At 41.1% G+C, this 26,021-nt stretch carries 27 protein-coding genes; all 27 read right to left on the bottom strand.

The annotated features are described in order from the left end of the window. Positions 1-39: 39 nt before the first annotated feature. A complete protein-coding gene (locus tag WS08_RS02515) occupies positions 40-630 on the bottom strand; it encodes a pentapeptide repeat-containing protein (protein WP_009765461.1) in 591 nt (196 codons plus the stop codon). 47 nt (positions 631-677) lie between these two features. Further along, the gene (gene truB, locus WS08_RS02510; RefSeq protein WP_009765462.1) at positions 678-1,589 is read right to left on the bottom strand and encodes a tRNA pseudouridine(55) synthase TruB; all 912 of its coding nucleotides are present in this window, start codon (positions 1,587-1,589) and stop codon (positions 678-680) included. A gap of 10 nt (positions 1,590-1,599) precedes the next feature. After that, complete coding sequence (locus WS08_RS02505) at positions 1,600-2,106, bottom strand: GNAT family N-acetyltransferase (RefSeq protein WP_009765463.1); 507 nt, start codon at positions 2,104-2,106, stop codon at positions 1,600-1,602. A gap of 126 nt (positions 2,107-2,232) precedes the next feature. Continuing rightward, positions 2,233-2,586 carry a 30S ribosome-binding factor RbfA gene (gene rbfA, locus WS08_RS02500; protein ID WP_038528173.1) on the bottom strand — a complete coding sequence of 118 codons (354 nt, stop codon included), beginning with the start codon at positions 2,584-2,586 and terminating at the stop codon, positions 2,233-2,235. A gap of 30 nt (positions 2,587-2,616) precedes the next feature. Next, positions 2,617-4,821, bottom strand: coding sequence for a translation initiation factor IF-2 (gene infB / locus WS08_RS02495; RefSeq protein WP_009765465.1), 2,205 nt, complete (start codon positions 4,819-4,821; stop codon positions 2,617-2,619). 11 nt (positions 4,822-4,832) lie between these two features. Continuing rightward, on the bottom strand, positions 4,833-5,147 hold the full coding sequence (locus WS08_RS02490) for a L7Ae/L30e/S12e/Gadd45 family ribosomal protein (protein WP_009765466.1): 315 nt from the start codon (positions 5,145-5,147) through the stop codon (positions 4,833-4,835). Beyond that, positions 5,140-5,436 (bottom strand): RNase P modulator RnpM, encoded by a 297-nt coding sequence (gene rnpM / locus WS08_RS02485; RefSeq protein WP_009765467.1) that lies wholly within the window; start codon positions 5,434-5,436, stop codon positions 5,140-5,142. The genes WS08_RS02490 and rnpM overlap by 8 nt, the downstream gene beginning before the upstream one ends. Positions 5,437-5,453: 17 nt before the next feature. Next, positions 5,454-6,581, bottom strand: coding sequence for a transcription termination factor NusA (nusA, locus tag WS08_RS02480; protein WP_009765468.1), 1,128 nt, complete (start codon positions 6,579-6,581; stop codon positions 5,454-5,456). Between the two features lie 15 nt (positions 6,582-6,596). After that, positions 6,597-7,298 (bottom strand): ribosome maturation factor, encoded by a 702-nt coding sequence (locus WS08_RS02475; protein ID WP_009765469.1) that lies wholly within the window; start codon positions 7,296-7,298, stop codon positions 6,597-6,599. A 142-nt stretch (positions 7,299-7,440) separates the two neighbouring features. Then, the gene (gene mgtE / locus WS08_RS02470; RefSeq protein ID WP_009765470.1) at positions 7,441-8,835 is read right to left on the bottom strand and encodes a magnesium transporter; all 1,395 of its coding nucleotides are present in this window, start codon (positions 8,833-8,835) and stop codon (positions 7,441-7,443) included. Between the two features lie 24 nt (positions 8,836-8,859). Next, entirely contained in the window at positions 8,860-9,765 is a 906-nt protein-coding gene (locus tag WS08_RS02465) for an RluA family pseudouridine synthase (RefSeq protein WP_009765471.1), read from the bottom strand. Further along, positions 9,765-10,577, bottom strand: coding sequence for an NAD kinase (locus WS08_RS02460; protein WP_009765472.1), 813 nt, complete (start codon positions 10,575-10,577; stop codon positions 9,765-9,767). The genes WS08_RS02465 and WS08_RS02460 overlap by 1 nt, the downstream gene beginning before the upstream one ends. 4 nt (positions 10,578-10,581) lie before the next feature. Continuing rightward, on the bottom strand, positions 10,582-11,190 hold the full coding sequence (locus tag WS08_RS02455) for a GTP pyrophosphokinase (protein WP_009765473.1): 609 nt from the start codon (positions 11,188-11,190) through the stop codon (positions 10,582-10,584). A 115-nt stretch (positions 11,191-11,305) separates the two neighbouring features. Then, positions 11,306-11,824, bottom strand: a complete 519-nt coding sequence (locus tag WS08_RS02450) for a YfcE family phosphodiesterase (RefSeq protein ID WP_009765474.1) — start codon at positions 11,822-11,824, stop codon at positions 11,306-11,308. Positions 11,825-11,826: 2 nt separating this feature from the next. After that, positions 11,827-12,423 (bottom strand): XTP/dITP diphosphatase, encoded by a 597-nt coding sequence (locus tag WS08_RS02445; protein ID WP_009765475.1) that lies wholly within the window; start codon positions 12,421-12,423, stop codon positions 11,827-11,829. Further along, positions 12,416-13,255, bottom strand: a complete 840-nt coding sequence (gene murI, locus WS08_RS02440; RefSeq protein WP_009765476.1) for a glutamate racemase — start codon at positions 13,253-13,255, stop codon at positions 12,416-12,418. Before murI ends, WS08_RS02445 begins: the two co-directional genes overlap by 8 nt. A gap of 771 nt (positions 13,256-14,026) precedes the next feature. Then, on the bottom strand, positions 14,027-14,341 hold the full coding sequence (gene trxA / locus WS08_RS02435; RefSeq protein ID WP_009765477.1) for a thioredoxin: 315 nt from the start codon (positions 14,339-14,341) through the stop codon (positions 14,027-14,029). A gap of 95 nt (positions 14,342-14,436) precedes the next feature. Further along, positions 14,437-14,760 carry a hypothetical protein gene (locus tag WS08_RS02430; RefSeq protein WP_009765478.1) on the bottom strand — a complete coding sequence of 108 codons (324 nt, stop codon included), beginning with the start codon at positions 14,758-14,760 and terminating at the stop codon, positions 14,437-14,439. An 88-nt stretch (positions 14,761-14,848) separates the two neighbouring features. Next, positions 14,849-17,233, bottom strand: coding sequence for an endonuclease MutS2 (locus WS08_RS02425; RefSeq protein ID WP_009765479.1), 2,385 nt, complete (start codon positions 17,231-17,233; stop codon positions 14,849-14,851). Between the two features lie 8 nt (positions 17,234-17,241). Further along, complete coding sequence (locus WS08_RS02420; RefSeq protein WP_009765480.1) at positions 17,242-17,748, bottom strand: CvpA family protein; 507 nt, start codon at positions 17,746-17,748, stop codon at positions 17,242-17,244. Then, positions 17,748-17,975: a cell division protein ZapA gene (gene zapA / locus WS08_RS02415; protein WP_009765481.1), complete on the bottom strand. Its 228-nt coding sequence runs from the start codon at positions 17,973-17,975 to the stop codon at positions 17,748-17,750. Before zapA ends, WS08_RS02420 begins: the two co-directional genes overlap by 1 nt. Positions 17,976-18,031: 56 nt before the next feature. Then, positions 18,032-18,634, bottom strand: coding sequence for a ribosome biogenesis GTP-binding protein YihA/YsxC (yihA, locus tag WS08_RS02410; protein WP_009765482.1), 603 nt, complete (start codon positions 18,632-18,634; stop codon positions 18,032-18,034). Between the two features lie 12 nt (positions 18,635-18,646). Continuing rightward, positions 18,647-19,891, bottom strand: a complete 1,245-nt coding sequence (gene clpX / locus WS08_RS02405) for an ATP-dependent Clp protease ATP-binding subunit ClpX (protein ID WP_009765483.1) — start codon at positions 19,889-19,891, stop codon at positions 18,647-18,649. 147 nt (positions 19,892-20,038) lie between these two features. After that, positions 20,039-21,328 (bottom strand): trigger factor, encoded by a 1,290-nt coding sequence (gene tig, locus WS08_RS02400; protein WP_009765484.1) that lies wholly within the window; start codon positions 21,326-21,328, stop codon positions 20,039-20,041. 212 nt (positions 21,329-21,540) lie between these two features. Continuing rightward, the gene (gene tuf, locus WS08_RS02395) at positions 21,541-22,728 is read right to left on the bottom strand and encodes an elongation factor Tu (RefSeq protein WP_009765485.1); all 1,188 of its coding nucleotides are present in this window, start codon (positions 22,726-22,728) and stop codon (positions 21,541-21,543) included. 200 nt (positions 22,729-22,928) lie between these two features. Then, positions 22,929-23,828 (bottom strand): hypothetical protein, encoded by a 900-nt coding sequence (locus WS08_RS02390; protein WP_009765486.1) that lies wholly within the window; start codon positions 23,826-23,828, stop codon positions 22,929-22,931. Between the two features lie 61 nt (positions 23,829-23,889). Further along, complete coding sequence (locus WS08_RS02385; protein ID WP_009765487.1) at positions 23,890-25,860, bottom strand: ribonuclease J; 1,971 nt, start codon at positions 25,858-25,860, stop codon at positions 23,890-23,892. Positions 25,861-26,021 lie beyond the last annotated feature (161 nt).

Genomic DNA, 26,021 nt, shown 5'->3' with positions numbered 1-26,021 from the left:
TTTTACTTTAATAATAAATCTAGGTTTTTCTTACGGTGCTTATAGAACGCTAATACCATGATTTAGCGCAATTTGAACTGCTTGTTCGGCACTCATGATTGCCCCTTGCGCTTGCTCCATTGAAAACCGTAATGATGAAAACTCACTTTGACTAAAATCGACACCTTTCAGACTAGTCTCATAAAAATCAGCGTCGTCTAATAAACATCCTTTAAAAATAAGTCCTTGGCGAATCTTCGTTGCTTGAAATGATGTATCACGTAAACGAACATCATCAAAGGTAACAGCTTGCCACTGCCCTTCTGCAAAAATGGCGTAATCAGCCATACAATTCTTAATTTGGACATTGTTCAAACGACTCTTCGTAAAGTTTGCGCCCATCAATTTTGTATGGTCGAACGTTGTCCGGTAGATAATGGCTGAACTAAAATCAGCTTGTGAAAAATCGCATTGCGAAATGACACAATCCTGCCATTCACTTTGGCTAAAGTCACTTTGATCAAAAGTACAGTGTTTTAGCGTGATATTCTCTAAGCGTAAAGCATCGTTAGAATACGTCAAATGGCAATCAATGTACGTATTCCCAAATTCTAACTCGTCTAATGCTAAACGGGCGTCCTTTATTTCCACGATTCCCTGTCTCCCATACTGCATCATTGTCACTAGTCAGTAGACAATTAGTTAATTTTAAATGTTCGGTATGGTCGATACAATTGCTTACTATCAGACCATGTATAAACAGACTTCACATCGCCCTCAAAGGTTACAACTAAGCGTTCAGCTTGTGTGTCATCTACTTCACGACCAAACCCAACACCATTTTGTGCCTTTGCCCATGTTTCAGCGTCAAGTTCAACGGTTGGGTATTGTGCAACAGCTTGGCTTAATGGTGCTAACCAGTCGCCTAATGTTTCTTCTTCTGCCATTTTTTCCGCGATATCTGCTAGTGAGTGACTTTCAGCTAATTCAAACCCACCGGCTGATTGACGCGTTAATTGACTCATAACAGCTGGTACACCTAGTGCTTCACCTAAGTCTACGGCTAATGTACGAATGTAAGTTCCTTTAGAAACTTTGGCTTCAAAGTTAAATGTTTGTAGCCCTTTTTCTTCATCAAATAAAATTTCACTTGTACGCTTAAAGTGGAAAATAGTTGCTTGACGCTTAGGACGTTCTACCGTTTCACCCGCACGCGCATAATCATACAAACGACGACCATTCACTTTAACCGCTGAAAACATTGGTGGAATTTGAATAATATCACCTTCTAAATCAGCCATTGCCGCAGCAATTTTGTCTTCTGTAAAAGGTGTCTTCAATGGATCGTAACTCACAATTTCACCATCTAAGTCTTCAGTGGTTGTTGAAAAACCAAATGTCACTGAACCCGTGTACGTCTTTCCACCCATTTGTAGGAACTCAATCGTTTTCGTTGCCTTACCGATTGCAATAGGTAATACACCATCTACACTTGGATCCAATGTTCCTGCATGCCCTATTTTTTTAGTGTGCAAGATCTTACGTAATTTAAACACAACATCATGCGATGTCATGCCAGTTTCTTTATATACAGGTAAAATTCCGTCCATCATTTAACTCCTACTTTTTATTTGCTAGATAATCTGCACACAACAAGCCCATCATATGACTATCGTGATATTGACCTTCTGCAAAGAAATGTTCTTTTAAAGTACCTTCTAAACTAAAGCCAGCCTTCTTATAGATATGGATTGCTGCTTCGTTTTTAACATCCACATACAAATAGACCTTATGCATGTTAATTACTTGAAAGGCATATTCAATTCCTGATTCAAGTGCTGCTTGGGCAATTCCTTGGCCTTGATAAGGGGTATCCACGATAATTTGAATTTCTGTATTACGATGTAAGTAATCGATATACATCAATTCGACCACACCAGCGAACTCACCATCAATATCAATGACAAAACGTCGTTCGGATTGATCCAGCACGTGCTTATCATAAAGTAATTCTAATTCGTCAAATGACGTATACGGTTCTTCAAACCACAAAGCCATGACTGGACGCGCATTCTCTTGCTTATAGATATGCGGTAAATCTCTTTTTTCTAATGGGCGTAATCGCATGATACTCTCCTTATCAGTCTTTAACAGTATCCTCTATTTTATCATCAAAAGCCCCGCGTACCAAATAATCAATGCATACAAAAAAGCGTTATCGCTCTCAAAAAAGAGCAATAACGCTTTTAAAATTTACTTATTGTTTAGTTGACGTAACAAATCATCAATATGGTTACCATATTGCACTGATTCGTCCTTAGTGAACTTCAATTCAGGCGTCTTGTAAATTGTTAGACGTGAACCAAGTTCCTTACGGATTAGTCCGCTAGCAGCATCAAGCCCCTTAGCAGCCTTTTGGTTCACAGATGCAAGGTCTGACAACAAGCTGTAGTAAATCGTTGCTTGTTGCAAGTCACCAGTAACTTGTACCCCAGTGATTGTTACATCTTCCACACGAGGATCACGAATACTCTTCAATAGAATATCATTTACTTCACGTTGAATTTCTTGTTCTAAACGTCCAACACGGTGGTTTTGTTGTGCCATGTTCGCGCCCTCCTTTTTGTTTGCTTAAGCTTAACGCTTGATTTCAACCATTTCGTAAGCTTCGATGATGTCACCGATCTTTTCGTCGTTGTAGTTTTCGATAGTCAAACCGAAGTCGTAACCATTCTTAACTTCCTTAACGTCATCCTTGTAACGACGTAGTGAGCCAAGCTTACCATCGTAGATAACGATTCCATCACGAATCAAACGAACTGATGATTCACGAGTAATCTTACCTGACATAACCATTCCACCAACGATAGTTCCAATCTTAGAAACCTTGAACAATTCACGAATGTCAGCAGTTCCGACAATTTCTTCCTTGTATTCAGGATCCAATTGTCCCTTCATGGCTGCTTCAATTTCGTCGATAGCGTTATAGATAACGTTGTGTAGACGAATATCAACATTTTCTGAGTCAGCTTGTGACTTAGCTTGTGGTGTAGGACGTACGTTGAACCCAACGATAATCGCACCAGAAGCTTCAGCCAAAGTGATGTCTGATTCATTAATCGCACCAACGGCACGGTGAATGATATCAACCTTAACACCGTCAACATCAATCTTTTGCAATGATCCTGACAAAGCTTCAACAGAACCTTGTACGTCGGCCTTGATGATAACAGGAACAGACTTCATTTCCTTTTCAGCCATCTTGTCAAACAAGTCTGAAACAGAAACAACGTTGTTACGGTTACGGTCAGCAAGCAACGCACGCTTTGCACGTTCTTCACCGGCTGCACGGGCTGTCTTTTCATCTTCGAAGACCACGAAACGGTCCCCAGCAGATGGTACTTCGTTCAAACCAGTAATTTCAACTGGTGTTGAAGGAACAGCATTCTTCACACGACGACCATGGTCATCGCTCATTGTACGAACACGTCCGTATGTGTTACCAACAACGATTGGATCTCCAACGTTCATAGTACCTTGTTGCACCAATACAGTTGCAACAGGTCCACGACCCTTGTCCAAACGTGCTTCGATAACAGATCCAGCAGCACGTTGGTTAGGGTTTGCTTCCAAATCCAAAACATCGGCTGTCAAAAGAACCATTTCTAGCAATTCATCAATGTTTTGTCCCAACTTAGCTGAGATACTTACGAAGATTGTGTCTCCACCGTATTCTTCAGGAATCAATTCAAATTGCATCAATTGGTTGATAACGTTTTCTGGGTTTGCACCAGGCTTATCAATCTTGTTAACTGCAACGATAATTGGTGTTCCAGCAGCCTTAGCGTGGTTAATCGCTTCGATTGTTTGTGGCATAACACCGTCATCGGCAGCAACAACCAAGATTGTGATGTCAGTTACGTTGGCTCCACGAGCACGCATTTCAGTAAAGGCCGCGTGACCAGGTGTGTCCAAGAACGTAATTGTACGGTCTTCCAAACGTGTTTGGTAAGCACCGATGTGTTGTGTGATTCCACCAGCTTCACCGTCAGTAACGTGTGAGTTACGTAGGTAGTCCAACAATGTTGTCTTACCGTGGTCAACGTGTCCCATGATTGTTACAACAGGTGCACGTGCTTCCAAGTCAGCATCGTTGTTCAATTCTTCTTCGAAGATCTTGTCGATGTCAGCGTGGTCCACTTGTACCTTTTCTTCGGCTTCAATACCATAGTCAGTTGCCAACAATTCTATTGTGTCAGCATCCAAGCTTTGGTTTTGGTTAACCATGATTCCTAGCATAAACAACTTCTTGATGATTTCCGTTGCATCACGGTGAATCAACTTAGCGATGTCTTGCACGTTCATACCAATTGTGTAAACCAACACTTCTGGTAATGGTTGTTCCTTACGTTGTGGTGCTGCTGGACGTGGTTCGTTGTTACGTTGGTTGTTACGGTTTTGACCCTTCTTACCACGCTTACCACCACGGTTATTGTTGTTACCGTTCCAGTTGTTGTTACGGTTTTGACCTTGTCCGCCACGGTTACCACCGTTGTTACGGTTTTGTTGTCCTTGACCTTGTCCACCACGGTTGTTGTTAGCCGCTGGCTTAGCTTCAGCCTTCTTAGGGGCTGGAGCTGCTGCCTTAGGGGCATCAGTCTTCTTTGGTGCAGCAGCTGGCTTGTTACCACCCTTTGCTGAATCTACAAGCTTCTTTGCTTGTGAGTCATCCAATGTTGACATGTGGTTCTTCACATCAATACCCATTGCTTGGGCATCTGTGACCAATTTCTTTGATGTAACATCTAGCTCTTTAGCTAATTCATAAACACGCTTAGTCATGTAACATCCTCCTAATTATTTAAGTATTCTCGCATTTTCTTTGCAAAACCTCGATCCGCAACAGCAATCACACTACGTGCTAGCCCTGTGGCATCTCCCATTTCGCTTCGAGTTAAACTGGTATCAAACGGCACATTATATGATGTCGTTTTGTTTGAGAATTTCTTCAAACTGCTTTGACCACCGTCTGCGGCAAACAACACTAGTGATGCTTTACCGTTACGGATTGCGCCAAGAACCAAGTCTTCCCCTGTAACCAACTTACCAGCTCGGCGAGCCAAACCTAGTAAGTTAAGTAATTTTTGTTTTTCTAATTCATTAGTCATTGCTAAACAGCTCCTTACGAGCTGCTTGATGATCAACGTAGGCAATTAATTCATCATAGAATGAATCATCTAGTGTTGTATCAAAAGCTCGATCAAATGTTCGCTTCTTCTTGGCTTTATTCGCTACTGCGACGTCAAGTGAAATATATGCGCCACGTCCATTTGCTCGGTTGGTTGGATCAAGTTGCACTTCCCCTTCAGGAGTTTTAACAATCCGCACTAAATCATTCTTTGGCACCATTTCACCGGTGACGATATCCTTGCGCATCGGAACTTTACGTGGTTTCATGATATTCCTCCTTAGACTTAGTCCTCGTCTGCGAATACATCAACATCCGCAAAAACATCTTCTTCAACCGCAACAGGTGCTGGGTTGTTCTTTTCAGCAAGCACTGCATCGCGTTCGCTTTCAGGCTTGATATCAATCTTGAAGTTTGTCAAACGGGCAGCCAAACGAGCGTTTTGTCCACGCTTACCGATTGCCAATGACAATTGGTAATCCGGCACGATAACTGTCGCTCCACGTTCATCAGATGGATCAAAGATAACATCAACAACTTCAGCTGGGTTCAAAGCATTCTTGATGAATTGGGCTGGATCTTCAGTCCATTCAACAATATCCATGTTTTCACCGCTCAATTCGTTAACAATTGCTTGTACACGTTGTCCACGTTGTCCAACCATTGTTCCAACGGCGTCCAAGTTTTCGTTGTGTGAGTAAACAGCAACCTTAGCACGGTCTCCTGCTTCACGAGCAATTGCCTTGATTTCAACAGTTCCGTCGAACACTTCAGGAACTTCAGCTTCAAACAAACGCTTTACCAAACCAGGTGCAGTACGTGAAACAAAGACTTGTGGTCCCTTAGTTTCGTTTTGCACACGAGAAACCAAAACCTTGATTTGGTCACCCATTTGGTACTTTTCGTTTGGCATTTGGTCGTTTTGTTCCATAGCCGCTTCTTGGTTACCAGGCAAAATAACGTAACGGTAACGTGGGTCTTGGCGTTCTACAACACCAGTCATCATTTCACCATCGTGTTGAATGAAGTTATCGTAAACAACACCACGTTCGGCTTCACGAACCTTTTGCATGATGATTTGCTTAGCTGTTTGTGCAGCCAAACGTCCGAAATCTGAAGGCGTTACTTCAAACTTAACATCGTCACCAATTTCGTAACCCTTGTTAACTTCTAAAGCTTGTTCCAAAGTGATTTCTTCATATGGTTCATAAATATCTTCTACGACCTTCATGACAGAATAAACTTTGACGTTTCCCTTCTTTTGATCGAAGACAACTTCAACGTTGCTTGATTCGTCATAGTGCTTTTCGTAAGCCTTTGTCAAAGCTTCTTCAATAGCCGCAACTAGGACTTCCTTCTTAATACCCTTTTCTGTTTCCAGAATGTTGAGGGCGTTTAACATTTCCTTGCTCATTCTTTTTCTCCAAAATTAGAAATTATTTGTTTGTCGTGCTTTCGCAATAACGTCACGTGGAAGAACAACTTCAATTGATTCTTCACCCGTTTCATCACTCATTGAGATTGTTAAGTCTTCAGCAGTAAACGCAGTAAGTTCACCCATAAAGTCCTTCACACCATCAATCTTCTTATAGGTTGAAACATGCACAAACTTATTCAAAGCCCAGGCAAAATCTTCATCGGCTTGTAGAATACGATCTTGATTTAACGCCATCTTGGCTAGCTTAATGTTGGCACGATCAAGCGCAACCTTTTGTTGCTTACCCTTGATTGGCATCATCAATGTGATTGTGTCAGTATCTGCTGCAACCAAGATTCCTTCAAAGTCATCTTGCTTATCAACAGGCATCTTCAACTTCACAACGATTTTTTGTTCCATGGCCCAGGCAAAATCATGATCACGTACTAGTGGACGTTCTGCTCCTGGTGAAGAGATATCCATCATGTAAGCTGTTGGGAATGGATCTGGTTGGATCGTATCCACTTGATCACCAATTAATTCTGTTAACAAAACCAAGTCATCCATGCTGATTGATCCTGCTAAACGGTCAACAAGAACGCGCAAGACCATATCACCATCTTGTGGTTCGTAAATCACGTCCCACAAATCAAAACCAGCGTCAGTCAATGGTTGTTCTAAGACGTCACGTACTTGATTAATAATTTCACTCATCGCACATGCTCCTTTCGCTGTATCACCTAATTCATTTGTATAAATCTCCAAAAAAATAAGTGGTCGAGCTCTCACTCGGCCACTCAATTAAGAGTTTATTTTCAACAAATTAAGTATATCATACTCAGTCTAGTCGTGCAAATCAGACCGCACTAAAGTAATCAATAAACAATTTGGCGATATTGAAGTAAATAATAACTGATGTTAAGTCAGATAAAGTTGAGATAAAGGGTCCAGAGGCAACCGCTGGGTCCACCCCTAACGCATCCATAATCAATGGAATAAACGCCCCCGCCACATTAGCGACCAAGATGGCAGCGGCCATGGCTAGTCCAACCGCAATTCCCAATAGTAGGTTTTGCTTCCAGATAGATACAACGGCAAAAATGGTAATTCCAGCCAAGCTTCCAATAATCAGCCCAATTAACACTTCTGTTAACAGCATACGCCATAAGTTAGACGTTTCATTCAAGGCTAGTCGACGAACTGCCACGGCTAGTGACTGCGTTCCTGCGTTTCCAGCTGTTCCTGTAATCAATGAAATGAATACAGCCAGGATTGGAGCTACTTGAACTAAGTCATTGTATCCATCAATCACAGATGCCGTTCCCATCCCCAAGAAAATCAAACCAATTAACCATGGCAAACGACGCGTGGCTGATTTCAATGGATTTTCTTCCATATTAACCACGTCAACCCCGGCCAAACGTGAATAGTCTTCAGCAGACTCTTCATCAATAACATCAACGATGTCATCAATCATGATAATTCCAAGGAGTTTGTTCTCAGTCACAACTGGTAATGACGTAAAGTTATAGTCAGCCATCAAACGCGCAACATCTTGTTGGTCTTCTTCTGGTTCAACAGAGATGATATTCGTATCCATGATATCAGCAACCAAAGCTTGATCCTGACTCAAAATCAACGTACGTAAAGAAATAACCCCAACCAAATCTTCTGCGTCATTAATGACATAGATATAAGTAATCTGTTCGGCTTCTTCCGCTGCTTTTTTAACAGCTTCCATTGTTTCTTTAATGGTCAGCGTTTCATGAACAGAGACAAATTCATGTCCCATCAAAGCTCCGGCGGTGTCTTCTTTATATGTCAACAGTTGACGAATTGATTGTGCATCCCGTGATGGCATCAAATCTAGATACATATCTAAATCTTCGGCACTTAATTCCGCTAACAAGTCAACGGAATTGTCGGAATACATCTTATCAATCATTTTCGCCGCATATTGCGGTGACATCTCTTGTAACAACTCATCGACATCGATATCATCAATGTCCATTTCGTCAAAGATTTCCGCCATATCATCTGGTGAAACCCAATCAATTACTTGTTGACGAAAATGTGATGGCAGATTTAAGTAGAATTGCGCTTGGTCAAATCCATGCAATTCTTCAAAACCTTCTTTAAACGCTGCTTCTTGACCATTACGAATGTCATTAACCAGTTGTTGTGCTTGTTCACTAATTTCTTCACGCAAGTCTTCTGTAATTTCTACAGGATTATGTGTTTCGTTAGCCATCCCCAACCTCCCTACTCCTAAAAACTACTTAATCAATGCTGCATGTTCACCCAAAACTTCTTGCATATCTGCTGGCACTGGGCTCTTCACATTACGTTCCACTTGATCAAAAGGATCATAGTACGTTAATGAGAATGCATGCAACGCTTGACGTTCAATACCACGGTCCATTGGTCCACCATAGATTTCATCCCCAACTAGCGGGTGCCCAATGTGACGGAAGTGTACACGAATTTGGTGTGTACGACCGGTGTGTAATTGCACTTCAACTAATGTTTGATTCTCCATACGTGCCTTCACCCAGTATTCAGTCGTTGATTCACGACCGTCTGGACGAACTTCACGACGAATGAAGTCACCATCAACACGACCAATAGGTCCTTCAATAATGCCATGATCATCTGGTAGAACACCATCAACCAATGCATAGTAACGCTTATTCACAGAATGTTCTTGTAATTGCTTATCCAACAATCCGTGCGCAAAACGATGCTTTGCTAACAAGGCAACCCCTGACGTAAAACGATCTAAACGCGTCACAACGTGTGGTACCAAATCTGTTGACCCACTACGAGCAAGGTATCCCTTTACACGATTAACCATCGTTGTTTCACGGTCTGCTTTACCAGGTACTGATGTAATACCTGCAATTTTATCAACCAATAGCCAGTTATCATCTTCATACAAGATGTTTAATGGTAAGTCTGACATCGCAACCACATCGTTTGATTCTTCTGGTGGTAATTTAATCTTTACTGTTTCACCAGGTTGTACTTCATCAACGGTACGTACTTGCTTGCCATTTAGTAGCACAGCACCACCGCCACGCTTAATCAATGAAAACATACGGTGTGAGACACCTTGATGTGCCAAAAACGTCTTAATCTTCAGGGCTTCATCCCCGGTATTTGTCCATTCAAAACTCGCCACTAATTTTCCTCCGAGCCAATAAAGCTAGTTTGTAATCTTTGCCAAAAGTTCATATGGCGGTATTCTACGAAACGTATTTTTTGTGTTGCAACGTGAGACTCAATCCATTCCACATCAGTCATTGGAATTTGAACATTGTCCACACTAATAACTGGTTCTGTTGTTTGTGGGTCAACCACAATACGTACCTTGTCTTCATGACTTAGGACGATTGGTGCCCCCAGGGTACGATAAACCCGATTATTAGCAGACGCAATTTCAGTTAATTGCATTGCTTCTAAGGTTGGGTGAATCACGGCCCCTCCAATTGCCTTGTTATAGGCAGTTGAACCAGTTGGTGTTGAGACTAGTAGACCATCTCCACGGAAGCTTTCAAAAAAACCATCATTTAAATAAACGTCCGCTGCTAGCGTCCCAAAATTATATTTGATCGTCGCTTCGTTCAAGGATAGCCATGTTTGTTCTTCACCTGCTGCATTATGCACAGTCACGTTCAACAAAGGATACGTTACTTCAGTTCCAGGGTCATGGACCAGGCTCTTTACTAAGTCTTCAATTTCAAAGACTTGCCAGTCGGCATAAAAGCCTAAATGTCCGGTATGTATCCCAACAAATCGCACATGTTCCAATTGTGATTCATAGTGATGAAAGGCCGATAATTGTGTTCCGTCACCACCAATTACAATCACAATGTCAGGATTTTGTTCATCATAAACAATGCCACATTCTGTGTATTGCGCAATTGTAGCGCGCAAAGTTGCCTCTGCGTCCTTAGATTTTGGGGTACTATTACTAAAAATCGACAATTTCATTTCTCTACTCCGTTGCCTGTTGGGCAGTTTCTGCATGATGTAATGCCGCAAAAATAGAATCAATCTCAGCAGATAAATCAGCTGCCTTCTTCAATTGTTCCTTCATATTTTCAGGATCAGCACCTTCATACTTGTAGTTAATTTCGTGTTCAATTGTACTCCAAACATTCATTTGCATCGTACGAATCTGGATTTCGGCCAACACTAGGCGTTCACCCGTAATCAGTTGCAAAGGATACTCAATCACAATGTGATATGAACGATATCCTGAAGGCTTAGCGTTCATGACATAGTCACGTTCTTCTAAAATAGTCATATCTTTACGTTGACGTAATAGATTCACAACTTTATAGATATCATCTGTAAATTGCGTCATGATACGGACACCTGCTAGGTCTTCCATATCTTGTTCTAGACGGTCCAATGTAATATGACGTCGATCTAACTTTTCCGTAATGGCTGGAATTGACTTAACACGCCCAGTCACAAATTCAACGGGTGTTTGTACACCAGCTAAATTAAATTCAGTACGCATACCGCGCAATTTCACCTTTAGTTCATCCACCGTTTGTTCGTACGGTTGGAGACGGAGTTCCCATTCTTTGTTCTCCATAACAAATCTCCCTTACACAAATAATTCATTTCTCTATTGTAACAAAATCCACTTTGTTTGTGTCGTAATCACAAAAAAACGATTGAGAATACTCAACCGTTTCGGTTTATTACGCTTATTTTTGCCAATTAAAGGACAAATGTGGCACTGGATTCATTTGTCGATCAAAAAATGTGACTTCAATGTTGGTTTCCGTCACCGTTAAAATCGCATACGTACCACCAATATCACGATATTGCCCCCGTGGTGCGCTAATTGATCCTGGATTAATCACGAGTGTTTCGCCAAACCATTCCACACCCAATTGATGGGTATGTCCAGTCACAATAAAATCAGCATCTCGTTTCTGACCGGCGGCTAGTAAGGCATCTAAGGTATAGTTGGTATCGTATAGATGACCATGCGCCATAAAAATACGACTTAAATCATCCACATATAAGACATCCTCTGCAAAGGCAGGATCATAATCCATATTCCCCCCGACAGTTTGCACATCATTGAAGACTGCATCACGTGCTAGTAACTCAGAATCACCTGCATAAAACATCGCCGTGACCTTACCACGATATGTTGTAAACAATTGACGTAAAATCCCAATATCACCATGGGCATCTGATACAAGCAAGTAATCCATAATTAGTCCTCCCACCACGTTGGTAGCTTTTCTAAGAAATCATGCAAGGCACGGCCACGATGTGACACCTTATTTTTATCAGCCATTGTCATTTCCGCAAATGATTGATTAGTTGGGGCGTATAAGAAGATTGGATCATATCCAAACCCATCCGCTCCACGTTCTTCAGTTAAGATGATACCGTCTACTTGCCCTTTCGCAACTAAACGTTCACCATTTGGCAGCATTGCCACAATCACGGTATGAAAGGCGGCTGTACGGTCTTCTGTCGCAACCCCTGAAAGCTTGTCTAGTACCTTACGGATATTAGCTGCATCATCATGATCACCAGCATAACGTGCTGAGTAAACACCTGGTTCACCATCCAACGCATCAATCATTAAACCAGAATCTTCGGCCACTACAGGTAATTGGAAATGTTCAGAAATGACTTTGGCTTTAATCGCCGCATTCTCTTCAAAGGTTGTCCCATCTTCAATGATTTCAGGAACATCTTCAAAATCAGCTAATCCCAGAACCGTGATTCCTTGTGGTTCTAAGAATGCTTGGAATTCTTTTAACTTACCAGCATTGCTCGTTGCTAAGATCATTTTATTCATGAATGTTCACCTTTTCCAATCCATCTGCATTAATCATTAATTGTGACACGTTAATTGGTAGACCCAACCATTTCGTTCCCATTTCTGCAAACGATGTGACATCACCTGTCGTAAAGTATTCGTCTTCTGTATGATCAACCATTGGAATAATTTCGTGTCTGGCTGACTTCGCATCAAGAATTTTTTCCACTGTATTAACCGCTTCAGCACCAGCATCCACAAGGGTCACATCATCTCCAAAAATACGTTGTAAACTATCTGCCATTAATGGGAAATGTGTACATCCCATTACCAGGGTATCAATCCCAGAATTCACAAGTGGTGCGACAACTTCCTTGATTTGATTATGTGTCTCTACTGCGTTTAAGTCTTTATGTTCCGCAATTTGAACCAATTCTGGTGTCGCCAATTGCGCAACGGTCACATGTGGTTGTATTGCTAATAGTCCGTTATAGTACGCATTAGAATTCACTGTTCCTTCAGTCGCAATTACACCAATCTTGTTATCCGCCGTTGCTTCCAAAGCAGCTTGAATACCGGGGTGAATAACACCCACAACGGGGATATCCAATTTTTCTTGTAACATGGGTAGTGCTTGCGCAGTTGCTGTATTACAAGCAATCACCAACAATTTAATATCTTCACCGACTAGAAAATCAGCGGATTCCATCGCAAATTGTTTTAGTTCCTCAGAAGTACGTGGGCCATAAGGCATACGTGCCGTGTCACCAACATATTTAATTTGTTCATTTGGTAATTGATGTAGAGCCTGTTTAACAACCGTTAAACCACCTACTCCAGAATCAAAATAACCAATCGCACGATTATCCATCTTGTGACCTACTTTCTCACCTACTCCATGAGCAGTCATGTTTTTAAATTAACTCTATTATATCAAAAAGGAACGTTGATAGGTATCTTCATCAACATGTGTGCACCATATGCTGTACATAATGAACATATCCAATCATTTTAACCCCCTTATCCATCACACTATACGCCATAACGCATCTCTTGACCCATCATCTAAATTGACGTATTCTATGGGTATAAATAAAAAGGCGCTAGGTGTTGCACCACCTAGCGCCGTCAAGAATTAAGTGTATCTGTTTGAAACGACTACTCGTCTGAGTGGTCGTTTTTCTTTTTGCTATTAGGGTCACTTCGTCGAATATAGTCCGCTTTCGCTAACCTAATCAAAAATGTGCCAATAGCGCCAAGAATAACTGAAAAAGCAATCGCAAATTCAATCACATACGTTACACTTGTAGACTCTTTCGTTTATTCATGTTCAACACCTCCAAGAATTAAGTAAAATGAGTGTTGTCGACACTTAAAACGGCTAAAAGCCTATCCTCAACATGATCAATTACAGGTATCCCTGCCCAATCACGAGGACTAATATACATTATCAGCTAACCAAAAACCACACGTCAGTGTTTAAGAATTCATTAACGTAAATTTGCTCGTTTCTGACGTATATTGACCTAATAAACACTTCTATGATGCAGTATTTAACCTGTACTTTTACTGTTACAAAAATATATTTTCCCTTCAGATAAATAAAAAGCACCAACGACACATAGTCATTGGTACTTTCAAATTACTTCGTATATTGATTCAAAATATTGTTCAATTGGTCTGCAGGAGTGTACCCTGTTAGACGTTCAACAATTTCCCCATCTTTTTTGATAATCAATGTTGGAATTGCCATGATTCCCATTTCTTGTGCTGTTTCAGGATTTGCATCCACATCCATCTTCAAGAAAGAAACATCTGAACGTTGTCCAGCCAATTGATCAACAACTGGTGATTGCATTAGACAAGGACCACACCATGCTGCCCAAAAATCAGTTAACGTTACGCCTGTACCTGTTTCTTGTGAGAAGTTTGCATCAGTAATATCTTTAGCTGCCATGTTCTTTCCTCCTTGTGTATACGATAATTATATCATAATTACACCATTCACCCTTAAAATTAACTTACTTTATGTTAATGAATATAACATGACCATTATGCTGTTTCAACATCCAATTCAATTGTGATGTATTTCTGAAGACTATCTATCGTGACACTTTTAAACATAAATGGCACTTCTTCCAATGTCACAGCGGTTTCTGCTATGGAAATGTAGGCTGTTGCTGCCATACCATGTTCTTGCAAGCGTACACCAAAAGAAAAACTGTTCTTTTCGTCATCATGCGGTCCCATAAAAATCGAAATCTTTTCAAAATTCCCTTCAGGCACATTTAAATTCCAACCATATAATAATTCATGTGTTTTCACTTCTAACATAATTCCACCCCAATCTAATACCATACTATATGCTAGATTCATTATACCTCATATAAACAAATAGCCGTAAAGCTTGAGTACATAACTCGAACTTTGCGGCTATTTCAATTTATTGCATTTTATTAATTTCTTACCCTAATTCAGCGTAAGTGGCACCTTGGTCAGGTCCTGTAAAGTTGAATGACTTTACGCCACGATGTGAACGTAGATATTCTGTGACTCCCTGACGGATTGCCCCAGTTCCCTTACCATGAATAATTTCCACAGATGACAGGTTATTCAGTAGCGCACGATCAATGAATTGATCAAGCTTTTGCATAGCAGCATCGTAACGTTGACCACGTAAGTCTAAGGTCACTGATGCTTCTTGGCGGTTAACGGCCTTATTAGTCGTTGCCTTCACTGCAGTACGCTTCTTGGCTTTTTGTGCAGAAGGTGCAGCTTTTGTTTCAGCTTGCTTTTGAATTTCATCACCAGAGAGAACCATTTTCAAAATTCCCATTTGAATTTCAAATTGGTCATTCTTTAGTACACGGAGTACAGTTCCTTGTTGGCCGTATTCCATGACCAAGACAGTATCACCCTTAGTAATTCCTTGGTCTTTCGCTTGCTTAGCACGCTTTAATACACGATTGTTTTCTGCAGATGGCTTTTGTTCAAGTGCATTCAACGCACCCTTAGCATCAATCAACTTATTTTCTTTGATTTGTGCACCATCACGTTGCATCTTGTGCAAATCACTAATAATCCGGTCTGCTTTCTTCTTAGACTCAGCCACAATGTGATTTGCTTCTTGTTTTGCTTTTTCAATCGTTTGAGCACGCACAGTATCCACTTTTTCAAGCTTATCTGTGTATTCGTTCTTCATACGACGGTTCTCAGCAATTTGATCGCTTAATTCAATTTGTTGCGTCAATACAGCATTACGACGGGCTACTAAGTCCGCAATCATATCATTCAATTCTTGTGATTCGTCATCAGCTAGTGACGCTGCACCATCAATAATGGTATTATCCAACCCCAAACGACGTGAGATTTCTAACGCATTTGAACGTCCAGGAATTCCCAACAAGAACTTGTAGGTTGGCTTCAATGTTTCAACATCAAATTCCATTGACGCATTGATTGTATCCGCACGATTGAATCCGTAAACCTTCAATTCTGGGTAGTGGGTTGTTGCGACTGTATAAGCCCCTGTTTGACCAACTGCATCCAAAATTGACATGGCTAACGCTGCCCCTTCTTGTGGATCAGTTCCCGCACCTAATTCGTCAAATAGCACCAAAGAATTTGGTGTCAAATTATCTAGAATCGAAACGATGTTCACCATGTGTGAGCTAAACGTTGATAATGATTGTTCAATAGATTGTTCATCCCCAATATCCGCAAAGATTTGGTCGAACATTCCCACGGTCGCATGTTCAGCAGTTGGAATAAACAAACCTGATTGTGCCATCAATTGCAACAAACCAAGGGTCTTCAATGTGATGGTTTTTCCACCGGTATTAGGACCTGTAATGATGATGGCAGTATAATCTTCACCCAACACGATATCGTTCGCTACAGCCTTGTTAAGGTCCAATAACGGATGACGTGCTTCAAGCAAACGGATGTGGTTTTCATCACTCACTTCTGGCTCAAGAGACTTGCTCATCATGGCATAGCGTGCCTTCGCATTAACAAAATCCAATTGTCCTAGAATATCTGCATTAGCCGTAACATCCTGAGCAACTGGTAATAATAATTCTGATAATTCAGCTAGAATACGTGCTTCTTCATGGCGTTCTTTCACGATGTTTTCACGTAATCGATTATTCATGTCCACAACATCCGCAGGTTCAACATATAATGTTTGACCTGTTTGTGATTGATCATGAACAACACCACCAAATTTGCTACGGTATTCTGCCTTGACGGGCACAACATAACGATCATTTCGTTGCGTCACAATTGGGTCTGATAGATATTGCGCCATCTTACCGCGTGTATAATCTTGCATACGTTGGCGGATACCATTTTCAGTCCCGGTGATTGCTTGACGAATACGGTGTAATTCAACAGACGCTTCGTCAGTAACACGACCATCTGCATCAATTGCAACATTCAATTGCTTCGTCAACTCAGGCATTGTAACCAAACGTGTATAGTATGGCTTCAAGGCTGGCAAATCATCCCCACGGTCTTGAATGAAGTTCTCAAAGAACAAACTCATTTGACCAGTCGTAAATAGGACACGCCCAACTTGTGCCAGTTCAGTTCCGCTCAACGCAGCACCGATTTCAACACGTTTCATGTGTGGTGTAACGTCTTCCAAACGCGGAATTGTTAATCCACCTTCGTAACGCAACACCTTACTTGCGTCTGATGTTTGGGCTAACCATGCACGCATAGTTACCAAATCTGTCGTTGGTCGCAAGTTTTGTAGTAATTTCTTACCTAATTCAGTTGCTAAGTACGGTTGAATTTGTTGCTTCACAGCATTGTATTCTAACGTTTTTAGTATTTTCTCATTCATAATTCAGCCTATCCGATTCGACTATATTGATTGGCTACCCATTCAGTAAAGACATTCGTATACCCTGCTGTATTTGATAACATCCATTGTGCTACTGTGGAATGTTGTAATTGGATTTGGTACCAATCAACAGACCACGTATGTGTCACCAATAGCAACACATAGATCATTAAGTATGACAATACAACGTATACAGCAGCTCCTGTCAAACGATTGAAAAAGCCAATCAAAGGAATCTTATTAAAAATGTGCATGACACGTTCAATTCGGCGCCAAATCATGCTACCGAAGGTCATAAGCACCCCAAAAGTGATAGTCGTAAACAGGATATTAGCTGCCGGTTCATTGAATAATGTTGTCGCTAACCATGTGCTAACTGGACGCGTTAGAATTGTCGCCCCAATCAACACAACAAAACGGCCAGTCATACGCACAATACTACGTACGAACCCGTAATGATATCCTGTTTTAAAACTAATCAGCAACAACAGTAAAATAACAATTGATAAAATCATTATTTTTCAGCATCCATTTCGGCTTGCATTGTCACTTGATCTGACACAGCATTAATGGCCATCAATGTTAGCATTTGTTCGCGCGTCAAGTTTTCGTTCATGTGTGCCAATTCTTTCAATTGCTTGTTTACAATTTCAAAAACTGCATCCATGTGTGTTTCCCCTTTAGTCCCAGAAATCACAACTTCTTCGCCTAAAATCATTCCCTTGTAACGTGTCTTATTCATATTTTTATCCTCTTTTGAAATAAAAGTACCCAAGAATATTCTCAGGTACTTTGTCATTATTGTCGTTCTGGCTCTTCCATGCGGGCTTCAATCCATTCCCACACGCGTTCTTTTCCATACTTTGTTTCTGATGAAAACATTGTAAATTCAGAAGAACTTGGATCGAAATCCAATTCGCGCTTAATCAAAGCTTCTGCTTGATTCCACTTACCACGCGCAATTTTATCGGCCTTTGTCGCAACAACCAAGACTGGAATATTGTAGTATAACAACCAGTTGTACATGTTAATATCATCTTCTGATGGTGAGTGACGTGCATCCACCAATGAAATAACACCACGTAATTGCTTACGTTGTGACAAGTAGGTCTCAATCATTGCGCCCCACTTTTCACGTTCCTTCTTTGATACCTTTGCATAACCATAACCAGGCACGTCAACGAAGTATACAGCGTCTTCGACGTTGTAGAAGTTCAATGTTTGTGTCTTACCAGGTTGTGATGATGTACGGGCATATGCCTTACGGTTAATCAACGTATTCGTCAATGATGACTTTCCAACGTTTGAACGACCAACTAGGGCCACTTCTGGGAAACCATCATCTGGATATTGATTCGGACGAACCGCTGAAATCTTTAGATCCACGTTATGGACTTGCATGTTGCTCTCCTCTTACTTCTTAATAAGCTTTGGTTCAGTGTGAGCGATTACGTTATCGGCGTTAATAATAACTTCAGCGATATCGTCTTCAGATGGCACATCAAACATAATGTCACGCATCACTTCTTCCATAATAGAACGAAGTCCACGGGCACCAGTTTCACGTTCAATAGCTAAGTGCGCCATTGCGTTCAATGCATCCTCTGTGAAGCTCAATTTTACATCTTCTAGCTTGAACAATTCTTGATATTGCTTTACCAAAGCGTTCTTTGGTTCTGTCAAAATACGAACCAAGTCAGCTTCAGTCAATTCTTCAAGGGCTGTCAAGATTGGCAAACGACCAATAAATTCAGGAATCAATCCAAAACGCATTAGGTCTTCTGGCAATACTTGTGACATCACTGATTGTGAATCATCAAATTTGGCCGCTTCTTTACTTGTACCAAATCCGATAACCTTTGCCCCAACACGTTCCTTAACAATTGATTCGATACCTGCAAAGGCACCACCTACAATAAATAGGATGTTGTTTGTATCAACTTGAATCAATTCTTGGTTCGGATGCTTACGTCCACCTTGTGGTGGCACACTAGCAATCGTGCCTTCAATCATCTTCAACAATGCTTGTTGGACACCTTCACCAGAAACATCACGTGTAATTGATACGTTTTCAGCCTTCTTGGCAATCTTATCAATTTCATCAATGTAGATAATTCCAGTTTGGGCACGTTCAACGTCACCATCCGCTGCTTGTAGCAACTTCAAAACAACGTTTTCAACGTCTTCACCAACATATCCAGCTTCAGTCAAAGTTGTCGCATCTGCAATCGCAAATGGCACATTCAAGATCTTAGCTAGGCTTTGCGCAATGTATGTCTTACCAGAACCAGTAGGTCCAATCATCGCGATATTAGACTTTTGTAGTTCAACACCAGTATCATCTAGTGTGTTTTCCAACATGGCATTAACACGCTTGTAGTGGTTGTAGACAGCTACAGCTAATGTACGCTTAGCTTCGTCTTGTCCCACAACATATTGATTCAAAGTGTCCACAATATCACGTGGCTTCTTTAAATCAAGTGTTAGGTCCAATGCATCTTGTTGCATTTCTTCTTCGATAATTTCTTGGGCTAGTGCCACACATTCATTACAAATATAAACTCCTGGGCCAGCCACTAACTTCTTAACTTCATCAGATGACTTACCACAGAAAGAACAGTAAGCAATGCCTGTTGTATCTTCATTAGGATCGAACACACTGCTACCTCCTCATTTTTTGTGTATTTAAATACGGTTATCTTCAATTATAACAGACGACCTAAACAATTGATAAGTAAACTACCTGTAGAATACAAAAAAAGACCCGGACAAGTCCGGATCTCTTTAATGTTAAGTCGGGTTAAATTACTTTTCAACCGCTGTCTTAACGATTTCAGCAACAACTTGCTTGATAGCAATGTCGTGTGCCAACATGTCGTCTGACAATGCGTTACGGATAGCTTCTTCTTCCATACCGTATTGTTCAGCCAATGCCTTAACTTCAGCAGCAATTTCTTGTTCTGAAGGTTGGATGTTTTCTGCCTTAACGATGGCTTCCAACACAAGGTTAGTCTTAACGCGACGGTCTGCACCATCAACGTATTGAGCCTTCATGTCTTCAGCAGAAGTTCCAGTGATTTGGAAGTACAATTCTGGTGTAATTCCTTGTTGTTGCATTGAAGCGAAGAATTGGTTCATTTGACGTTCTACGTCTTCGTCAATCATTGATTGTGGCAATGATCCACCAACAACAGTAGCGTTATCAACAGCGGCGTTGATAGCTTCGTCTTCCTTCTTGTTTTCAGCTTCGGCGTTCTTTTGCGCTTGAAGACCTTCCATGATCTTAGTCTTCAATTCAGCCAATGAAGCAACTTCTTCATCAACGTCCTTAGCAAATTCGTCGTCAAGTTCAGGTGTTTCCTTTGACTTAACTTCGTGAACAGTTACTTCAAACAATGCTTCCTTACCAGCAAGGTCTTCAGCTTGGTAGTTTTCAGGGAAAGTAACGTTAACGTTAACGTTATCTCCAGCCTTTGCACCAACCAATTGTTCTTCGAATCCAGGAATGAATGATCCTGATCCCAAAGCTAGGCTGTGGTTTTCGGCCTTTCCACCATCAAAGTGAACACCGTCAACAGAACCATCAAAGTCGATGACAACAGTGTCACCGTCTTGTGCAGCTGCTTCAACCAATACCAATTCAGCTTGGTCTTCTTGCAAACGTGTCAATTCTGCGGCAACTTCTTCTTCAGAAACAGTTGCATCAACCTTGGCAACAGTTAGACCCTTGTAGTCTCCCAATTCAACTTCAGGTGCAAGTTCGATTTCAGCAGAAATCTTCCAGTCTTGTCCCTTGTCCATTGAAACGATTGAGATCTTAGGTTGACCAACCATTGTAACACCAGTTTCAGCAATTGCGTTGTCGAAAACTTCTGGCAAAACCTTGTTCAAACCTTCGTTGTATAGTGATTCTTCACCGTACATTTGCATGAATACTTGCTTAGGCATCTTTCCCTTACGGAAACCAGGTGCCGCAACATCCTTCTTCACGTCTTGGAATGCTTGATCGATTCCCTTTTCATATACATCAACTGGTACGTCGAATGTCAACGTTCCGTTGTTTCCATCACCCTTAGTGAATACTGCATTTGCCATTTTTAAATTCCTCCACATCACAATTGAATTATGATTTAATTTCTATCTTACATACTAGGTAAGTATAGCAGATTACCCAATTAATTTAAACAAAACTGAGCATAAAAACGTGTTATTTCATGGTTTTATTCGCTTGTAAAACAAAAAAAAGACGTTACCGAAGTAACATCTTTTTTAAATAGTTAGACTATTTAATTTACTGAATATTCAGATTAGTCCAAGACTTCTGAAACAGTTCCGGCACCAACAGTACGGCCACCTTCACGAACAGTAAACTTCAATCCCTTTTCAATGGCAACAGGAGCGATCAATTCAACGTCGAATGTCACGTTATCTCCAGGCATAACCATTTCTACACCTTCTGGCAATTGAACAACACCAGTAACGTCTGTAGTGTGGAAGTAGAATTGTGGACGGTAGTTAGTGAAGAATGGTGTGTGACGACCTCCTTCTTCCTTTGACAATACGTAGACTTCACCCAAGAACTTCTTGTGAGTTTGGATTGATCCAGGCTTTGCCAAAACTTGTCCACGTTCGATTTCTGAACGGTCAACACCACGTAGCAATGCTCCAACGTTGTCTCCAGCTTGTCCTTGTTCCATTGACTTACGGAACATTTCGATACCAGTAACAACAGTCTTACGAACATCTTCGTGCAAACCAACGATTTCGACTTCGTCGTTCAAGTTGATTGTTCCACGGTCGATACGTCCTGAAGCAACAGTTCCACGACCAGTGATTGTGAATACGTCTTCGACAGGCATCAAGAATGGCTTGTCAGTTTCACGATCTGGAGTTGGCACGTATTCGTCAACTGTGTCCATCAAGTTTTCGATAACTGCAACGTTAGCTGCGTCACCTTCCAAGGCCTTCAAAGCTGAACCGTGAAGTACAGGAATATCATCCCCTGGGAAATCGTATTCTGACAACAGTTCACGAACTTCCATTTCAACCAATTCAACCAATTCTTCGTCGTCCACCAAGTCAGTCTTGTTCAAGAAGACAACTAGGTAGTCAACACCAACTTGACGTGCCAACAAGATGTGTTCACGTGTTTGTGGCATAGGACCGTCAGTAGCGGCAACAACCAAGATGGCACCGTCCATTTGAGCGGCTCCAGTGATCATGTTCTTAACGTAGTCCGCGTGACCAGGCGCGTCGATGTGCGCGTAGTGACGAGCTTCAGTTTCGTATTCGATGTGTGAAGTGTTGATCGTGATACCACGTTCACGTTCTTCAGGAGCAGCGTCGATAGCAGCAAAGTCTTGTTGTTGTGCCAATCCCTTGTCGGCCAATACCTTAGAGATTGCAGCAGTAAGAGTAGTCTTACCGTGGTCAACGTGACCGATAGTTCCAATGTTTACGTGAGGCTTAGTGCGCTCAAAATTTTCTTTAGCCAAAAGCTTATCCTCCTAAATTTCGCAAGTTAACCCCTTGGGATTAACCATTTATGCTTGCTTTTAAGTATACAACATTCCCAAATGGAAAGGAACCCAAAACACACAAAAAAATGCATGGAAAAGGTAACGCTCCAATGAGAAGATGAAATAATTATATAAAACATTAATTCATTTGTAAACATGCCATAATGAATTCAATCTTAATTTTCCAAAATTTCTGCAATTGCTTGCCAGATTGCGTGTTGCCAGCGTTGTTGTTCAGGTTCTGAACGCATTTCTCCAAAGCCAAACATCATAACTTGAACATCATTTAACCAATCAGCAACATTAGTTATGCCGAAATTCACAAACGGATACATGATTTGTAGCATCAACTCACTCTGTTGAGAAAGCCCTTGCCACATTGTTGGGTCCATATCATTCTCTAATTCAACTAAATGACGCAACATTTCTTGATAGCTGGCCATCCCCTTTAATGGAGAGATGTCTGCGGCATTCACAACATGTACATCTCCCAAGACGGATAACATCTCAATATCTTCTGAGTATTTTAGATGTTGTAGGCTTTCAAAAACAGTCGCACGAATTAACGAATTAGAGAACGGATCTGTTAACACCCCTTTGGCACTGAAAACATATTCTTTCAGTGGTAATTGATCCATTTCAGACAATAGACGGTGTTGGTCAGTTAATGTCGTTTGCCCTAAATGGTAAAATTCTCGCGTCATTTCTTTAATACGCGTTTGTTCGTTTAAACGACTCTCATTTTCAGACGACACAATCTTTTGTTGCCAGCTCTCTACATCCCCAATGAACTGACTCAACATCTTACGTGCCGCAATTGGACGATTAACTTTTAATGCGAGGCGCATAAATGTTTCTTGCTCTTGTACATCGACATAACTTACCCATGCACGCTCCATTGCAATACGGTATGCATGCTCAAACTGTTCAGCTGCTTCCAAACTTGTAACTAAGCGACGATTGATTTCTTGGGTTTGCTCCATTTGGTACGCATCTTCTAAAAGCTCGACTGCATGAGAATAGTCGTTTTCGTCCATCGCTTGCTCCGCAGCAATCAGTAGCTCCTCTACATTCATAATCTCTCCTTATAAAAAAACTGACATCTTATTATAAAAATAAAATGTCAGCCCTTTTTCATTATTCTGCCTTTGGTGCTTGTGCTTCAGTTGCTGGCGTCTGTGCCGCAGCCTTTGGCTTGCGTTGACGACGACGCTTCTTTGGCGCTGCCCCTTCAGGTTTGTTACCTGGGCGATTTTGTTCCGCTGGCTTATTTGCATTCGCCTTTGGTGCTTGTTTCTTCTTATTATTGTTGTTTTGCTTCTTGTTGCCTTGCTTATTCGCTTGACCACCTTCAGCATTGTTAGCCTTCTTATTTGCGTTAGCGTTATTGTTACCATTCTTAGCTGGTGTCTTCTTACGACGACGACCATTTTGGTTGGCTTCCATAATAACTGGCAAAATAACTGGCTTACGGTGTGTTTGTTCGTACAAGAACTTACCTAATACATCACGTACAGAATTCTTCAAGTTTGACCAATCGAATTCCTTTGTGTTTTGAATACCTTCAGTAACTGTGTTTTCTACTAAGTCACTTGCTTCACGAATCAAATCACGAGATGTCTTCACATACACGAATCCACGTGAATCCAACTTAGGCTTTGCCACAACCTTCTTCTTCTTACGATCGATGGTCACAACAGCAATAAACACACCGTCTTCGGACAAGATACGACGGTCATTCAAAACGATTGACCCAATATCACCAACACCAGATCCATCAATCATTGTTGATGTCACTTGTACTGATCCACCCAATTCCATTTCACCATCTGCATAGTTCAAACGGTCACCGTTCTCAAGCAAAAAGACATGGTCAGGTGTGTAACCAACTGCATACGCAGCCTTAGCCGCTGAATTCAAGACACGGTATTCACCTTGTACTGGAATCACGTTTTGTGGCTTCAACAAGTTTAATAGTAGTTGGAAGTCATCACGACTAGCATGTCCTGAAGACTTCTTATCTGTACTAATTTGTTGCACAGACGCTCCTGCACGGAACAATACGTCACGTGTACGTGCGACAAATCCTTCCATTGCAACAGCAGGTGTTGTTGCGATAAAGACGAAGTCACCTTCTTGAATTTGCACATTGCGGTCTTCACCTTGTGCCATACGTTGTAGATGGCGGACAGGTTCACCCATGCGACCTGTTTCCAAGATAACTGTTTCTTCTGGTGCTAGCTTGTCCATGTTTTTCATTGATACGAACAATTCGTTTTCACGCATTGGTAATTCCAATTTGTTCAAACGTAGCGCTGTACGGACAACCTTTTCAATATCATTCCCAGACAAGACAATACGACGTCCTGTTTTAAAGGCAGCATCGATTACTTGTTGAATACGTAGGATATTTGAGGCAACAGTTGCCACAATAATACGTTCCTTTGCATGTGCACGGAATGATTCTAGAACATACTTTCCCAAATCAGTTTCGTGGTCAGTTGCACTTGTGTTCGCTGTTCCCGCAGCATCAGCCAACAATGCAATAACTCCCTTATTACCAATTTCAGCTAAACGTGCCAAATCTGTTTGGTAAGTTGGTGTTGCTGTTGTATCAAATTTGAAGTCACCAGTATAAACAACTTGTCCTTCTTCTGTTTCCAAGTTAATTCCTAGTGATTCTGGAATTGTGTGAGTTGTCTTAAAGAATGAAACTGTGACAGAATCCATCGCAACTTCACTATTTTCATTAACAACGTGATAATCATCAAATCCCTTAGCTAAAGGTTCTGCTTCAACGGCCAACTTAGCTAATTCCAATGTTAATTCTGATCCAAAGACAGGTGCTTGCATCTTGCTCAACAAGTATGGCAAAGCCCCAATTGCATCAGCATGTCCGTGTGACAAGAAAATCCCACGAACTTGGTCTGCATGTTCTACTAGATATTCAAAATCAGGAATAACAACATCCACACCCAACAAATCGCTTTCTGGGTACTTCAATCCTGCATCCAAGATAAAAATATCTTCGTTAACTGTTACTGCGTACATGTTCTTTCCGTTTTCACGGACGCCACCAAACGGCATAATATTTAATGTCGTACTCATAATTTCCCTATTCTTTTCTTTAATTTATTTTTTAACAGGATATAAAATCCAACTTCCTTCGATTACCTTATAATATAGCACAGAATACGGCTTCGACCAATAGCAAACCCCTTATTAACAAAAAAGCAACAGGTTTCCGCTCTAACATTTCCATAATGCAT

This window comes from Weissella tructae (genome assembly GCF_000732905.1).
GTDB classification, from domain to species: domain Bacteria; phylum Bacillota; class Bacilli; order Lactobacillales; family Lactobacillaceae; genus Weissella; species Weissella tructae.
Note: the sequence above shows the minus strand (reverse complement) of the source record. Positions and strands in the feature narration are given on the sequence as shown.